The sequence below is a fragment of the Citrobacter sp. Cf132 genome (genome assembly GCF_030333885.1).
GTDB lineage: Bacteria > Pseudomonadota > Gammaproteobacteria > Enterobacterales > Enterobacteriaceae > Citrobacter > Citrobacter freundii.
The window spans coordinates 1-15,538 of sequence record NZ_JAOWFA010000060.1; the positions used below are offsets into that span (position 1 = coordinate 1).

Sequence of the window (15,538 nt, forward strand, 5' to 3'; positions counted from 1 at the left end):
GGAAGGTGCGAATAAGCAGGTCATTTCTTCCCAAGCTGACTCGCTGATTAAAATTTCGCGGATCTGGGCCGATTTTTTTCCCGCAAACACATCGAATCAGCCTATTTAGGCTATTTTTTCCACCATTTCTGGCGTTATTTCCGGTTTTTACTGAGATCTCTCCCACTGACGTATCATTTGGTCCACCCGAAACAGGTTGGCCAGGGTGAATAACATCGCCAGTTGGTTATCGTTTTTCAGCAGCCCCTTGTATCTGGCTTTCACGAAGCCGAACTGCCGCTTGATGATGCGAAACGGGTGCTCCACCCTGGCACGGATGCTGGCTTTCATGTATTCGATGTTGATGGCCGTTTTGTTCTTGCGCGGATGCTGCTTCAAGGTTTTTACCCTGCCGGGACGCTCGGCGATCAGCCAGTCCACATCCACCTCGGCCAGCTCCTCGCGCTGTGGCGCTCCTTGGTAGCCGGCATCGGCTGAGACAAATTGCTCCTCTCCATGAAGCAGATTACCCAGCTGATTGAGGTCATGCTCGTTGGCCGCGGTGGTGACCAGGCTGTGGGTCAGGCCACTCTTGGCATCGACACCAATGTGGGCCTTCATGCCAAAGTGCCACTGATTGCCTTTCTTGGTCTGATGCATCTCCGGATCGCGTTGCTGCTCTTTGTTCTTGGTCGAGCTGGGTGCCTCAATGATGGTGGCATCCACCAAAGTGCCTTGGGTCATCATGACGCCTGCTTCGGCCAGCCAGCGATTGATGGTCTTGAACAATTGACGGGCCAGTTGATGCTGCTCGAGCAGGTGGCGGAAATTCATGATGGTGGTGCGATCCGGCAGGGCGCTATCCAGGGATAATCGGGCAAACAGGCGCATGGAGGCGATTTCGTACAGGGCATCTTCCATGGCACCGTCGCTCAGGTTGTACCAATGCTGCATGCAGTGAATACGCAGCATGGTCTCCAGCGGATAGGGCCGTCGGCCATTGCCCGCCTTGGGATAAAACGGCTCGATGACAGCGGTCATATTCTGCCATGGCAGAATCTGCTCCATGCGGGAGAGGAAAATCTCTTTTCGGGTCTGACGGCGCTTAGTGCTGAATTCACTATCGGCGAAGGTGAGTTGATGGCTCATGATGTCCCTCTGGGATGCGCTCCGGATGAATATGATGATCTCATATCAGGAACTTGTTCGCACCTTCCCTAACAGAGCTTCACCTTTGATACGCTCATCTTCCAAATCATTCCCATATTGGCAAAACGACTCAATTTTCTCAGCGGAGGTTGATGCTTTAAGAGAGTAGAACCAAGTATTTTCGGCGGTCTCTGTAAGATCACTTGGGAAAAGTGGAAGAGCACGGACAAGCTTTTCCTTCTCTCGACTTAATTGTTCAGAAACCATTCCTGAGATCTGAATGAGCAAAGATATAAAACGCATGCTGCTCGGTTCGTAGCTTGATTCAGTGCGTCCCATATATTGAGTCGCAGTTTTCGAGTCAAATACTTGGGCATACTTGAGCATCGGATGTGGGGCAGCCCCCGCCTGCCAATTGATTTCTACGGGTTTACCATCAATGGTGATTCGACATTGAGCACTGCATGTATGCTCTTCGCTGCTGAAAACATTCGGGCGGATTTCGTCCCTTGAACGTGAGCCACAGAGTTGTTTGAGCAGACGAGAAAAACTACTTTTCCCTGAGCCATTCTGCCCATATATAACAGCTAAACTACCAGCTCCGAATGGTAAGGACGCCCCTGGTTTGATGGCATTTACACCAAATACTTGGCTTACTTCTTCAATACGTACAATTCGCTGTAGCAACCCTGCTGAGAATGAGCCAGGTGCAACCTTCAAGAACCCAGGGTCATTTTGTTTAGCTGCTTCCAGTTTGCAGAGTCGAACCAGCTCAGTGAGTTCGACCTCATTTGGTAAACGTTTATTCTCGATAAGCTGTTTTGCTGCCGTTTGAAGCCAGTTACTACGTTCATTCAGCCACTTTTCGAAGTCATTGGTTCCGATTGATTCTTGTGCTAATTCAGACATCTTTGCTTCCTTTGCTCTTTGATGTACAAGTCGAAAAAAATATCGTATCTTTTTTGGGGGCTCCTGAATGAGTGCTCGGTCAAACGATACTGCAAAGAGCTGCCCTGACTTGCTCCCAGTTTTAAAGCTAGAAATGTCTGCTTCTGGCACTAAGCAGAAGTTCCTGAACAACGTAAGCTGGCATATGCCCTCGTTCCTCCGTGGGGACTATCGATCTATTTGCCGGTGGTGTTTAAGCAATATCGCCAGCGGCGTGAGCTCACAGTGCATTCAATCAAGCTCACAAATCACACAGTCTTTACTTTTTTCAGATTCCCTAATGGTTTCGCGTCATAGCCTCAGCCAGATAAACCTGAGCTACTTTAGGGGTATATGCCTTTCTGAGCATAAAGGATACTGTTTCTATGAAAACTGATCGCGAGAGCACGATTAGGAGATCAGAACCTGATTTGACATTGATACTGGCTATCAGCGACGGGCAGTTCTTGAATACGTCTGACAATCCTTTACCTCATTAAATTTTATTTCCAGAAGTGCCGTGATCCAGCACGAGTGCTGATAACCAATATCACTGGGTAATGATTGACAAGTTCACTAAACAACGAGCAGATATTTTCAAATTGCCTGCTGCTTCCACATCACCAGGCAGAGGCGTCAGACCCTTAGCACCATACGTTTCATAGAGTAATTCCCAATATAGTTAATGCTGAATTTCTTTGTTCATGTTGAGGCAGTATATTGAAGCAATTCGAATAAATCACACATATAAGCTCTCACAATCTTCCGCCATTTTTAACTGTTACAGATATACTTTTAGCAGGTTTTAAATGCTTGGAGATTTCTTTCTGTTCGCGACGGATTTTGTATAAATTAATTTCTTCGTAATCCTTGTGTTTATTTATTTTTGATAAATCAACCAAGAGCTTATTTCTTATCATCCACTTTACAATTCGCTTGTCGATATCTTTATAGAGAGGGCCGCCTTTGTATTTATAGAAGTGAATATCATGAATTTCACTGATGAAATCAAGTATGGATAAGATTTCTTTATAATCACCAATGTAACTGTTAATGGTGAAATGGTCTTTATTAAGTTCTATTTTGAATCCATGTTCAGAAAGGTAATACAAGAAAAAGGCTGAGTCGAGATTACAAAAATCTACATGCAGCGTTCTTCTGTCAAATCTATCAATATGCGAGAGAATGATATCATGTAATTCATAATCATATACATTGTCAATAAACCCTTTCCCTGAATGATCAATTTGATTGACATTGCATCCAGCATCTATTGCTACGGATAAAACTTCCGGGGAGAGGGGCAGGAAGAGAATATTTCTTCCTTTTTTATCGATGTGATTTATATCACAACCAGCATTAATTAATTCTGTCAGTCCTTCAGCATTCCTGTAATGTTCAAAAATGCATGTGTAGCCATTAGTATCCGTATGCGAGGTGTCTAAACCCAGTCCAATCAGTTTCTTCAGTATTTCTGGGTTTTTTTGATGAAAGAGCGCATTTTGCCCATGTCCGTTGATATGGTGTATATTAATTCCATAACTTAGCAGGCAATCCATGGCTTCCAGGGTTCTGCAGCTAAAAAGGGCATTGTCTCCGTTATTATGAACAGCATTAATATCATAGCCAGCTTTTAAAGCATTCTTTATACCATCAGGCGACGTTGCATTGAAGAATGATTCAGAAATGGCAAGGTCTAATGCCTTTTCTAATAATCCCTTTTGTAATAAGGACATGACTAAGTCCATAAACACCCCCATGAAAAAATGTTTAAGTCATTAGATATCAGAAATTCTGTGAAATGCAACAACTGGGGAAAGGTGTTCATGATGTGCGGAATAAAAATTTCAACAAACCACCCGTGGATACATCAGAAACACCTGCAGTAAATTTACGCCTGTAACCTACCGTCCGGACTATAGGACCAAACCTTCGTGGGAGATGCTACCATTATATCGGCAATGTTGAACCGGATTTTACATCACACACATCGTACAAATAAAAGGAGAAGGCTATCGACTGAAGCAAAAACGGAAAGCCGGGGTTGTCGCTGAAGCTAATCCTGAGTAAACAAGGTGGATCAACATTAGACCGTCGGTGGTGGAGGTATGTGGATCACTTTTTACCCGTTGTTGACCCCTGGCGCTCCCAAGCCATTTCCAGTGCTCTGATGGTAAGTTTGCTGTCAGGTGAGAATTGAATTTCATTGCCACCCACCGGGTTTTCTGGCAAACAGGTCGAGAACAACGATAAGATACGCCCAGAGTAAAGTAAGAGGCAGGGCGTAGTCGGGTCATATCCCTGCCTCTTCTCTCCTGACAGGACGTAGACCCTGGCAAGTTGCATCAAAAGATAACAAATTTCTCAGTTCAACTTCCTTCTGGCTAGGTTAACGTGCAAGCAGGAACTGCTTTTCATCGATTAGTGAATACGGTAGTTTTTTCAAACTAACTGAACTCTATTCGTATGACTTAAATCTTTAAGAAGGCAGGAGATTTGAATTTTGAAAAACTGGTCACCAGAGCATACTAAAGAAATCAAAGCTTGGCTTGACATAGATAACTATCGCAAGCTCGAAGACATCAGTTTAAATGCCTTGTATCACGAACTTTGGGCAAGAGCGCTTCTGTACAAGCCAGGGCCTACTGACGAAGAAAAGAAAGGGCTATGGGTGTACATGACTGAAATTTTCAGTGGGAACCCCCATCTTTTCAAAGGGAAGCAACTCGATTATCCAACAGTTAACGATACTCTCTACAGTCCTCCACACATTTTTATCACGGATATCACCAGGCTTGCTGAACTTAGTGTGATGGCCCTTAGTGTGAATCTTTTCACTTGGGAGGAAGGAAACGATGAATATTGTGTTAATGCGCCTCATCACGAAGCTTATGTGTCACAACTCTTGTCCCCCTTATGTGAGAAAACGGTGTTGCTTGAAATCGATCTTGGTAGTGGTACTGACGATGAAATAGCCGAATCGATAAAAGCGGCCCTGCCACAATGGAGATCGGTAAAAGGAGTGGAAGTTAATGAAACCGGTATCGTTCGTTTCGGCTATGGAACCATTAAAAAAATCATAAATTACAGGTTGGTTGCGATGCTGGACATCTTACTTTGGGCAAAAAGGAAAGAACTAAGAATCTCAGATGATCGCCTCTCCCGGCTTCTTTATACTGATGAAGATGAAGAAACAACTACCCGTTTAGGGTATCACATTAAAGACTCAGATCGTCCGCTTGCGATGAAAGCTGCAACGATAGACTTCATTAGGCAGTTCAATTTTTTCATGAACCGAAATCCCCACCTGAAAAACATGAGAGTTTCAGATGTGATGAAACTCTCTGATTCTAACTGATCTCGAATTCCCGAAGTCTACTACTGCAGGGCAGACCGTAACCCTGCAGTTAGGAAGCTCGCTCCTTTCTTTTCCCAACTGTTCGTATAGTGATCCCATCACAACGATAAAGGGAAAACAAAATGAAAAATCAAAATACCCGCCTAATTCGCTTGCCAGAAGTTATGAACAGAACCGGCTATGGCAAGGCCTGGATTTATCGTCTAATCAACGAAGGTTTATTTCCACAACCAATAAAAATTGGTTCGCGTGCAATTGCATTTGTCGAAAGCGAAGTTGATGAATGGATCGCATCTGCAATTGAGCGTTCACGTAAAAATGCAGCCTGATTACGGGGTTAATGATGAGTGTATTAAATTTGGTGTGTAAAAATAAATGGTGCTATTCAACAATGAGCAGAGGGCCGCCTGATATTTTACAAGTAGTATTAGGTCAGGCTTTGGTATTAAGAAGTAATAACAATAGTCATTAGTAAAAATTATGATGGCATTTTTACCGTGACATTATAGATTAATAAGTACAGGAGATTTAAAATGAATAATTCAATCAGAGTACCGGAAGATAAAGATTTTGTATGTGCATTTGTGACTTCACCGGATAGCTTGTATGAGGCTATTGAAACCTATCGTAATTATGTAGATCCAGTCGAAGAGATAGAGTTTGAGCACGTCCTTCTTTATTTGTTGTGTTCTATACTGGTGGAGGGTGCTACAGATGTTACCATTAATGATGAAGTACGAATGTGTATTGAGTACCTTGTCAATGAAAAAAATATTATCAGAAAGAATAACGCAGGTAAAAAGGTGTAAAGTCAGTAATAAATTATCATGGGTACAGACAGCACAAGTCTGTACCTTCTTATTTTAATTCTACTGGCAATGATATATAAAAATTATATGCTTTTGATAGTGGTCATGTGGTTTTGCTATAGCAAGCATTGCAGGATAGGAATATCCTGAACTTTCATTCTCTGCCCTTTGTTTTATTTAAGATAACTGAAAAATACAGGGTTTAAACGATGCTGGTATTTAAACTCAGTAGGTATAATAACATTCGTATCAATCAGTTCATCGATGGCCCGATAAAATCGGGCTGGCGTAATATGTATCTCTTCCTGCTGTGCGATGGATGTTGCACGGTGAAAGTTCAGGTAAACAGTGTTTTTATCTGGTGTGTATGAAGCGATTAATGTGAGAAGCCAAAACACATTGTGAGCAGTATTGTTCAGATTGCGTTGTTCATCTGATAATTTATTCTGGTAAAGGTAAGCAGGGAGTCTTTGCTTCATAAAGATATCTTTTATTTTGTTAAGTTTTTCGCTGGTGTGGGGCGTAAAATCACCGCGCTGTTATGTCTTTTAAAAGGGAATGCCGTCAGTTGGATATCTGTTTCTGGATTTTTTTACAGGCTTTGTTTTGCGCCCTGCGCGATAAAAGTTGAATGAAGTGGCAAAATCTTCAGTCTCAAGTCTGGATTTACTGAATTTATCCATCAGATCTTCATTGAAACGATGAGGAATACCTTTTACGCATAGATTAGAATTCAGGTAAACCTGACCATCTTCAGCATTACGGATCAGTATTTTCCTCTCAAATAATTCCCTGAATGCACGTGAAACATTCGATTTATTCAGTCCTAACTCTCTGGCGGTACGTGACTGTGAAAAGTCAGGGATAATATTTCCATAATCAATGGCTGAGAAAAGATAAAGAACAATTCTGAATGCCGTTGGTGTCAGATCCATTCTGGCGAGTGTGGCCGTATTATCTTTAAAGACCATCGAAAAATCGTCACGAAAGGATGTCTTTTTACAGGCACTTGCTTTAACTTTTATTTCTTCCAGATCTTCGGGCATAACATCTAATGCTTCTGCAATAATTGCTTTTTGTTCTTTAGTTAACATAACACTTGTGTTTGACATAATGGCTCCTTTTTTATTATTGTGATAACAGATATGGCATATTAAATTTGTTTGTCAATATTATTAGTAATAAAATTTTAAAAAATATTATATTTATTGCTCTGTGCTTATTCTTTTTTAATGTAAAATTAAGGGTTGTCAGAGTTATTACGAAGGGTGCTAAATTTCACCATCACTTGTTATGTAATTAATAATTTTTGGTTCTGAAAAATATAACTGTAATTGTGTTTTAACTTATTGATATAATTTATTAATTTTTGTTTTAGATTTGCAAGATAAAAGAGTGATAAAGAAACAAGAAACCGAAATTTTGCTTTAGACTGACACAAAATTCTTTTGTACACAGTTTGATAAACACTGCCATTGCTGATTTTCTTTCGTAATATTATTCCTTAAGTGAAGCCTGCGCACCTGTGTGGTGCGCCACTGGGCTTCAGAACATTGCTACAGTGTTTAACTATCAGTAGAAATACGCTTCGCGCAGAAGTTCCGGCAGCTGAGTTTAACTCTCAGCACAAACACGCTTCGCGCAGGAGTTCAGACAGCCGTGTTTAGCTGTCAGTAGAAATACGCTTCGCGCAGAAGTTCCGGCAGCTGAGTTTAACTCTCAGCACAAACACGCTTCGCGTAGGAGTTCAGACAGCCGGGTTTAGCTGTCAGTAGAAATACGCTTCGCGCAGAAGTTCAGACAGCTGAGTTTAACTCTCAGCACAAATACGCTTCGCGCGGAGGTTCAGACTGCTGAGTTTTGCGAAAGAGTGGACCCGACTACATGATTTACCCGTTAACTTAATACGGCTCACGCCGGAACCCCTTCGGAAAAATCCTTTCTGCTTCAGCGAGTGAGTGCTGAGGGCACTCAGCGGCGCTGCAAGGGAGATTAAACGTTGAGTTTTCATCTGACGGGTAAAAATAATCAACATATATCTGTCGTCGGGGGCGTGAGCCAGTGCGTAGCACTCTCTCAAAAAAATTCCTGAGGGGGTTTTATCTGAAATCTGGAAACTACCTGGCTTTTGAAAAAAGAAAGTGGTACTGCAATCGATCGGACTCAACATTGCAACAGCGAAAGCTGTTTCCAGTATTAACAGAATAACTATTTATTATTTTAAAATAAAATATTTTCAGTTTTGTATTGATTTAAATCTTAAAGGTGATAGTACTTAATTATAAAAACAAAAAAGGAGAGAGTTATGAGTAATATTTGTGTTTCATCTCAGGAAGAAAAGTTTATATTTGTTGTTGATAAATATATAACACATCATCGCGACAGTGTTAATAACAATGCTTTTTACAGAAATCTTTATGTGCTTTTCGCTGGATACCATCTGAAGTATTTTTATTCACGGGCGCAATATCGCAATTCGTGTTATCACGTTGATAATATCATGCAGATGTTTATGGGTGTCGTTTCTACCCTAAAGGCCCCTCTGCTCAGGCAACTCGCAAACAGTGACACATTGTTGCATTGCCTGAATTCGCTCGTGAATTATATTTCAGGCAATCTGGATGAAGCAGAGCATATTTATGCTGATTTGCTTTCACAGTATGAAAAGAAACGCATTGCCGGTTCTCTGGCTTATACTCCGCCAGGCTCAGTGATCAGGAAAAGACTGTGACAGCGACAGCGGTGTGGATAAGGCATGGGATACTGGATGATGGAGATAAATGGAACAGGCGTTTCCGGTAGGACACTACATAGCATAAAAAAGGCAGGAACCACCCATTCGGTGTCCTGCCTGTCGGGATTACTTTACGGTGGTCTTATTTGTCAACTACCTGCCAGCCATCATCCGTTTTGACAAGAGTTACAGCAGCAGTACGCTTTTCGTTATCGACAACAGCAGTCACATTACATTTATAGCTTTTATCAGATACTTCTACGCAGTCATGCTTTTTGACTGATTTTAATTCGCTCAGTGCGTCTTTCGGGACATCCTTACCTGCTATGGATTTGACGAAAGCATTCGCCTGCGCAACGACCTTATCCATAGCAGTGTAAATATCCTGTTCGGAAGGCTCGCTGTTACAGCCACTAAGCAACAAGGCAGCGGTAACGAGTGTGATAACGGCATAGGTTTTCATAAATAGATTCCTGGCTATAAGGTGAGTTATTGAATCAGACCCGTATTCATCCTGCTTTTATTTTCAGAGAACGTCCACTTGCTGACCGTTTCGCCTTTAAATTCGATTTCCAGCGTTTTGGCCTGCGTCTGTGAACCGCCTGTCAGCAACCCGACCACTGGAATGAATGTGGTGGCATCAAACTGATTGTTATCCATTGAATAAGTCCATTCTTCATTGCCACTATCAAGTGTAGTTTTGGTTTCGGGCTCACCTAATGCGGTAATGATTTCTGATTTCGTCGTTTTATTTTTGATAATTTTCGACTGCAGACTTTGTGATGTTTCTTTTTTTAGATGCTGGTTGCCTGATGTTGAACAGCCAGAAATAAGTAAAGCAGAAATAAAAAACACAGAAATCATGAATCTGTTCATAAGTTCTCTCATATTAATTTTTTATGTTTGCAGTGGTATGAAATTAATATCACCGTATAAAAACAACTCTGTCTGCATATTTCTTTTTAATAATGCAGATAAGAATAATGATGCTGGCAAAAAACGTAATGACTGAGACAGGAGTGCTGCCAGTCAATGAAAATACTAACCAGGCGAGACCGAATGCCACGAATTGAAACAGGAATGCCACACTGAGCGGACTTTCACCATAGGCCACTTTTGCATGGCAGCCTTTGCAAATCTGCACGCCGTGCGGGCTTTGTGTAAAGCAGAAGGGGCAGCTAATCGTTTTATTATCCATCATGACTCCGTGGCCTGATTTAAGGTGATGTATTTTTGAACATTTTCGATGAATGATCCGCTTTAGTAAAATTGCTTGTACCGATCGATGGATCTCTGTTAATAGGTTATAACTATCATAACTAGATTATTGATCTATATAAACGATCAATGTTTTGTTGACTATTACTAAAGTATAGACTGGTAAACTTACGGTGCAGGATGGTGGTTGTTTGTAACTAATTGTTCTTTAGCGGGATTTGTTGTCATGGAATGGCAGGGTATCAGAAGATGCAGGTGCAGGATTTGGTGGAAAGGATGTGCAGTGGCATGTAACAGAGACATGCCCCTGCGCCTGAGAAGTGCCACAATATGGCCGAGAAATACTAGCCACGAATACAGACGACGCTGGCGGGGTATCTGACGAGCTGTATTGTGCAGTTTGCTCCTGAGTTGAATGACACTCACTGTTTCCTGTTGTCGTTCCAGACGAATTTTTTCTTCAAGCTGAAGGATTTTCTCCAGAATCGTTTCCCGGTTTGCAGCCTGTTCTTCAGACTCGCATGATGGTACTGGTACTGGTACTGGTACTGGCACAGTCTGCTGTTGCTCTTTTTTCAGTAAAGCCAGGTGCTCTGGTGTAAAATCAATCTGTGTTTGCAGAGAAGACCAGCCATACTTTTTTCCAAGCTGAGACGCTTTAAAGGCAATGCCCTGGTACTGAAATGAAAATCCATTCATTTTTCCCGTCGACGCGATATTGGGTTTACAGGTCACACCTTTCCGTTCCAGCATGTCGATAAAAGTCAGTAAATCGGGACGATGCGTTAAGACATTATCAATCAGGGTCTGCAACTGAGACTTAGGGCAGGGAGCTGCTGTTCGCTCTGCCATCATCAGCTCATTGCGTGAGGGTTTTCTTTTAGCCTGAGGGCGACTACTGATTGCAGGTGTTGTTTCAGTGAGTCCGTGTATTCGCTCCAGCTCGCTGATAATGCGGGTGCTGATGAGATTTTCATTTTTCCCCAGGTACAGTTTTCCACCGACCACGTTAATGCGACTCGCAATGATATGGATATGCTGCCCGTTGGTATCGTCGTGAAGGATATAACAGCGAAGGTGCGTTTCAGTGAACCCCATCCGGGTCATATAATCGTCGGCGAATGCCGCCCACTGTCTGGCTGACAGTGTTTCTCCCCTTGGCAGGCGAAGTGAATTATGCCAGACAGGTTTAGCGACATCGGGACGCAATTGTTTAGAACTTTCAAACTCACTGATAAGCGCAGCCACCGAACTTCCGGCCATATTACCACCGATAATATAAGGCGTGATTTTGTGGTGAGATCCTGACTTAAGGCTATAGAGAACCACACCTGCGAACTGTTTACCCCGCTTTATTTTCTGCATACCTTTCATTGAGTTGGATCCAGAAAGGTTGATGGAATAAGGTGATCCCTGAGAGTTTTGATTTGTCTGCGCAGGGCGAAGAGTTCTGTATGGGTTAGTTCGCTGTCAGGGCTTTTGCTGTCGAGATGATTCAGCAGGCGGTTTAAATCCTGTGAAAGGTTGCCGAGTTTAATCCATGCTTCACGATTGATTTCAGGTAATACCGGTGGGAGTTTGTTGAGGGATGCCATTCTTAGCCATTCCCCTTTTTTATAAGGGCCTCTTTTACTATCGAGAATAGATAATTCTTCTTCGTTTAACCGAACGCTGACGCAGTGAGTTCGAACTTCATTAGGTGAATATTTTGCTGTTTGGAATTTACCTCTTCTTGAGCTTCTTGATAGATCTTCTTTACTTTCATTTTTATGCATATCTAACCTTTTTTAAAATGTGTTCATGATCTACAGTTAGCGTATTGGTAAAATAAGTCAAGGCAGTGTCGAAATTTATAAATAAGAGAGGTGGAGCAGATTGCTAATTAGGTAATCTGCTCTGGGTAATAATAGGGTTCATATTAAATTCATTATGACAGTGAGGAGGGGCGGAGGTTACAATCTACGTTTTACTGGCATTAAAGAGATTGTTTGTTTCATAATTTCGCTAAGTTTATTTCTCTCATGTTCTGCTATATATTTACAAATCTCATCATGTCGAATATGCTGTTCCAGTTGTTTTTTATCTATTTTGATATCATTGCGGATAAACCATTTAATGGTTTCAATGTCCCCGCGTAAATCATAACCTCGCAGTACAATATGGCGAAAATGTGTGTTGCTGATATCTGTCTTCTTCTTTAGTTCACTGAAGAAAGAGCTCATTTCATTTTCATTGGCACTTAGATAAACCTGGCAGTTATCAGAGATAGTAAAGTTAAGGTTTTTCTTCTGAAGCAAATCCATTATCTGCAGACTTTCGCTGTTGAGGTAGTTGAAAATTACTGGACTGCTATCCTTCATACTAATATGACGAATGAGCATTTTGGCTTTGAAATCGCCTAATGAATAGCAAATTTCAAAAATACCGTGACCCTGGTTATCTCTGTGGTTTATATCGCAACCGGCCTGTACCATCAAATCAAAGATAGAGTGATTTTTTACGTAAAAAAGTATTGTTCTTCCGCATTTATCCACATTGTTGACCTTAATTCCAGCATTGATCAGGGTTTTGCAACAGGATATATTATCAGCTAACGAGCATAAACAGGTTTGGCCGAGACCATTTTTGTGGTGTATATCTACGCCGGAATCAATCAATTTTTTCAGTATGTGAGGATTTCGCTGGTTAAACAAAACATTGTGACCATAGTTGTCAGCATGGTTAAAATCTATTCCTGCTTTAACCAGAGTGTCAATCATTCTTGGGTTTTTACAGTAAAACAGTATATTTCTTCCAAACGAATCCAGTGTATTAATATCGGAGCCTGCATTAATGCAAGCCTGAATGTCTTTTGGAGTTTTACAAGAGAGTAATGCATTTATTGCGTTGTTATTCATAATTTTTCTCCTCTGTTAAGCGACTAATCTGATATAGTTGTCATGGTTGGTTTTATATTCCTTTATTTTTTTAATGTCTTCGTAAATTCGAGCGAGTGAAAACCATGAGATCTCTTTCAACATGTTTTTGTTGCTTACATACAAAATGTTACCACCGCGAAATGAAAAAGCATTATGGAATGTACTTTCATTCGTCGTTTTGAGAAATCGAATGAAATTTTTTATTGTCTCTTTTTTGTTCATGTTATAAGAGGTGAATGTATAGATAGAGAATACGGTTAAAATATTTCTCTTCGAGACCATATGTCTTGAGAAATAATCGAAATAAAATCTTTGCTCCTGAGTGTCACTTTTGCAGAAAAAAGAAAATTGTGGATTATATAATCTATAAAGATCTGCGTTCTTTTTTGTTTTGGCGAGATAGTTAGTCAGGCTTGGATAGTTTGTTTTATTCATTTTAGTTCTCCTTTATTTAATTAACAAAGGAAATATATATTATTAAATAAACAAAATGCAAATATATTTTTATATTTATTTAATTAAATAGATATATTTTTATTATATTTCATATAAGGTGTTGTTTTTCATTGTTATTTTATTTTTATCAAAAAGTGCTGTGTTTTATTTGATTGATTTGGTTTGAGAGTGGTGATTGATATAGTATGAATTGGCGATGAGGGTGTTTTAAAAAATAAATTTATCAAAGTGCAAAGGTGCAATGTGGGGCTTTGTATTAAATTAATGATGTTAGTGCCCCTTGGCTATCTAACTAAAGGTTAAAGCCAAGGGGAGAGTGTTCAGGCAGATTCAATTCATAATCTTTTTTTTGTAATTGCTTTACAGGTAACTGGTTGAAGCGTTGTTCGTAAAACCTTTTGCTCTCTCTGTAATTTGTCCTGGAGGATTTCTTCATAAAAGTAGCGTTCTTTTAGCGATTCTATATCAACTTTTATATCATTACGTATTAACCATTTAATTAGCAGTCTTCCTGCATAGTGCGTCAGTAGATATGTACTGTTTATGTAAAACCAAACATGACTAATGTCTGTCAGTTTCTTTAGTTGTAAAATTAATTTTTTAACGTCGGCATTTGTTGGTGTGATAATGCACTTATCACTTATCTCAAATTCATTTTTTTGCTTTATAAGTAACGACAACAGCTCAATTGATTTAAATGTAATGTTCGTGAATACAATTTTTGAACTGTCTTTAAGATGAATATTACGGATAAGAAAACGAATGTAGTTATCGTTTTTAGATTCCCAGTGAGTATATTTACCAGCTATGCTGTGGTTTTCTGACTGCCAGTAATCGAATGCTGTCTGCCCGCTTAAATTTTTATGATTAATGTCGCAACCAGCCTCAATGAGTGCATCGTATACATATCCTTCAAATGGAATGAAAAGAAAGGAGTTGCCATAGCTATCTTTGGTATGGATATCTAGTCCTGCTTTTATAAGATATTTTACTAACCCTGGTGAAACATCAATATATTGAATCGCAAGGGTGCCTGACTTATTCCGGTGGTTAACATTAATACCATTGCTGACAAGAAGTTCCACTGTTTCAACATTTTGAGCATAGAATAATGCATTATTACCGTCATTATCCAAGTGGTGAATGTCAATGTCAGCGTCAATCATTGCCTGTATAGCTTCAGGTACATTACAGGTAAAAAGAGCAGTTTGACCTTTACTATTGCACATATTTATATCCATGCCAGCCTTAAGACAACGAAGGACACCATTTTTAGACTTTACACGGAATAGGTTATTTTTATTATTTTCTCTTGATATCATTATTTATCTCCTTTTTTGTTGTTTTCAAGATATTAATGACACCAGATTTTACGGTATTCAAATTTATTTTTGTTTTATTAGGGGGTATCTGATTTGGTTTGCTTAAGGTTATTCTTAACTTAACGGAACATAGGGACGTTAAGGTTATCCAATGTGATGTGGATTAACCATTTTGACAATAATATTTATCCATATTGGAGCTAATCTGTATAAAGGAGATAATTAGAGGCTCAGATATTAATACTATAGAGAGTAATGCTATAGGATATGGAAAAGATCATGTAATATAATGGTGGTTATTAATGTTCATCTTAATTTTGGAAATTAAATGAGTAGTGTTTTTTATGAGGTTTTTTGCTGTTGATAATTCTTATTAAAATTTGAAGAGCATCCTTTAAGTTATTCGGCTTGAGGATGCTCATTTAAAATTTAAGCAGCGTAGTCTTTTTCAACAGCCAGGAAGGGGTGATGCTGCCAACTTACTGATTTAGTGTATGATTGTGTTTTTGAGGTGCTCCCGTGGCTTCCATCTCCATCAGTTGTCCCTCCTGCTCAGCTACTGAAGGCGTGGTGCGTAACGGTAAAAGTACTGCCGGACATCAGCGCTATCTCTGCTCTCACTGCCGTAAAACATGGCAACTGCAGTTCACTTACACCGCTTCTCAACC

18 protein-coding genes and 2 pseudogenes are annotated in these 15,538 nt (G+C 40.2%); 6 read left to right on the plus strand and 14 right to left on the minus strand.

The window, feature by feature from the left end; all coding sequences use genetic code 11:
- Positions 1–147 precede the first annotated feature (147 nt).
- The 3 genes from OGV85_RS17625 to OGV85_RS17635 form a co-directional block, all read right to left on the minus strand.
- Positions 148–1,128, minus strand: a complete 981-nt coding sequence (locus tag OGV85_RS17625; protein ID WP_000019450.1) for an IS5-like element ISKpn26 family transposase — start codon at positions 1,126–1,128, stop codon at positions 148–150.
- Between the two features lie 45 nt (positions 1,129–1,173).
- Positions 1,174–2,037 carry a hypothetical protein gene (locus tag OGV85_RS17630; protein WP_286553792.1) on the minus strand — a complete coding sequence of 288 codons (864 nt, stop codon included), beginning with the start codon at positions 2,035–2,037 and terminating at the stop codon, positions 1,174–1,176.
- Between the two features lie 773 nt (positions 2,038–2,810).
- Entirely contained in the window at positions 2,811–3,791 is a 981-nt protein-coding gene (locus OGV85_RS17635) for an ankyrin repeat domain-containing protein (protein ID WP_230861971.1), read from the minus strand.
- 186 nt (positions 3,792–3,977) lie between these two features.
- Here OGV85_RS17635 and OGV85_RS17640 point away from each other — a divergent pair.
- A pseudogene (locus OGV85_RS17640) lies at positions 3,978–4,125 on the plus strand (ATP-binding protein); the annotation flags it as partial.
- A 66-nt stretch (positions 4,126–4,191) separates the two neighbouring features.
- On the opposite strand, the pseudogene OGV85_RS17645 reads toward OGV85_RS17640, so the two are convergent.
- Positions 4,192–4,318, minus strand: a pseudogene (locus OGV85_RS17645) (IS3 family transposase); the annotation flags it as partial.
- 240 nt (positions 4,319–4,558) lie between these two features.
- Here OGV85_RS17645 and OGV85_RS17650 point away from each other — a divergent pair.
- The 3 genes from OGV85_RS17650 to OGV85_RS17660 all read left to right on the plus strand — a co-directional run bounded on the left by OGV85_RS17650 (position 4,559) and on the right by OGV85_RS17660 (position 6,222).
- Complete coding sequence (locus OGV85_RS17650) at positions 4,559–5,413, plus strand: DUF6387 family protein (protein ID WP_016246264.1); 855 nt, start codon at positions 4,559–4,561, stop codon at positions 5,411–5,413.
- Positions 5,414–5,535: 122 nt separating this feature from the next.
- Positions 5,536–5,742 carry a helix-turn-helix transcriptional regulator gene (locus OGV85_RS17655; RefSeq protein WP_045889374.1) on the plus strand — a complete coding sequence of 69 codons (207 nt, stop codon included), beginning with the start codon at positions 5,536–5,538 and terminating at the stop codon, positions 5,740–5,742.
- 204 nt (positions 5,743–5,946) lie between these two features.
- Entirely contained in the window at positions 5,947–6,222 is a 276-nt protein-coding gene (locus OGV85_RS17660; protein ID WP_045889375.1) for a hypothetical protein, read from the plus strand.
- A 173-nt stretch (positions 6,223–6,395) separates the two neighbouring features.
- Here OGV85_RS17660 and OGV85_RS17665 read toward each other — a convergent pair whose 3' ends face one another.
- Together OGV85_RS17665 and OGV85_RS17670 are read right to left on the minus strand one after the other, a co-directional pair.
- A complete protein-coding gene (locus tag OGV85_RS17665) occupies positions 6,396–6,701 on the minus strand; it encodes a hypothetical protein (protein WP_286553796.1) in 306 nt (101 codons plus the stop codon).
- Between the two features lie 69 nt (positions 6,702–6,770).
- Positions 6,771–7,334, minus strand: coding sequence for a helix-turn-helix domain-containing protein (locus tag OGV85_RS17670; RefSeq protein ID WP_045889379.1), 564 nt, complete (start codon positions 7,332–7,334; stop codon positions 6,771–6,773).
- A gap of 1,193 nt (positions 7,335–8,527) precedes the next feature.
- Between OGV85_RS17670 and OGV85_RS17675 the strand changes: the two genes are divergently transcribed.
- Positions 8,528–8,953, plus strand: a complete 426-nt coding sequence (locus OGV85_RS17675) for a hypothetical protein (protein WP_045889460.1) — start codon at positions 8,528–8,530, stop codon at positions 8,951–8,953.
- A gap of 145 nt (positions 8,954–9,098) precedes the next feature.
- On the opposite strand, the gene OGV85_RS17680 is transcribed toward OGV85_RS17675, so the two are convergent.
- From OGV85_RS17680 to OGV85_RS17710, 8 genes are all read right to left on the minus strand, one after another.
- On the minus strand, positions 9,099–9,419 hold the full coding sequence (locus tag OGV85_RS17680) for a hypothetical protein (RefSeq protein WP_045889459.1): 321 nt from the start codon (positions 9,417–9,419) through the stop codon (positions 9,099–9,101).
- 26 nt (positions 9,420–9,445) lie between these two features.
- Complete coding sequence (locus tag OGV85_RS17685; protein ID WP_045889458.1) at positions 9,446–9,832, minus strand: SEN1984 family lipoprotein; 387 nt, start codon at positions 9,830–9,832, stop codon at positions 9,446–9,448.
- 49 nt (positions 9,833–9,881) lie between these two features.
- Positions 9,882–10,154: a hypothetical protein gene (locus OGV85_RS17690; protein ID WP_045889457.1), complete on the minus strand. Its 273-nt coding sequence runs from the start codon at positions 10,152–10,154 to the stop codon at positions 9,882–9,884.
- 188 nt (positions 10,155–10,342) lie between these two features.
- Entirely contained in the window at positions 10,343–11,548 is a 1,206-nt protein-coding gene (locus OGV85_RS17695; protein WP_181245067.1) for a relaxase/mobilization nuclease domain-containing protein, read from the minus strand.
- Positions 11,545–11,949: a hypothetical protein gene (locus tag OGV85_RS17700; RefSeq protein WP_045899932.1), complete on the minus strand. Its 405-nt coding sequence runs from the start codon at positions 11,947–11,949 to the stop codon at positions 11,545–11,547. Before OGV85_RS17700 ends, OGV85_RS17695 begins: the two co-directional genes overlap by 4 nt.
- Positions 11,950–12,126: 177 nt before the next feature.
- Positions 12,127–13,071 carry an ankyrin repeat domain-containing protein gene (locus OGV85_RS17705; protein WP_148740176.1) on the minus strand — a complete coding sequence of 315 codons (945 nt, stop codon included), beginning with the start codon at positions 13,069–13,071 and terminating at the stop codon, positions 12,127–12,129.
- A gap of 15 nt (positions 13,072–13,086) precedes the next feature.
- Complete coding sequence (locus OGV85_RS24450; RefSeq protein WP_001044498.1) at positions 13,087–13,527, minus strand: hypothetical protein; 441 nt, start codon at positions 13,525–13,527, stop codon at positions 13,087–13,089.
- 356 nt (positions 13,528–13,883) lie between these two features.
- The gene (locus OGV85_RS17710; protein WP_045889643.1) at positions 13,884–14,870 is read right to left on the minus strand and encodes an ankyrin repeat domain-containing protein; all 987 of its coding nucleotides are present in this window, start codon (positions 14,868–14,870) and stop codon (positions 13,884–13,886) included.
- A gap of 519 nt (positions 14,871–15,389) precedes the next feature.
- Between OGV85_RS17710 and OGV85_RS17715 the strand changes: the two genes are divergently transcribed.
- On the plus strand, positions 15,390–15,538 hold a 149-nt coding region (locus OGV85_RS17715), incomplete at its 3' end, for an IS1 family transposase (protein ID WP_133301408.1).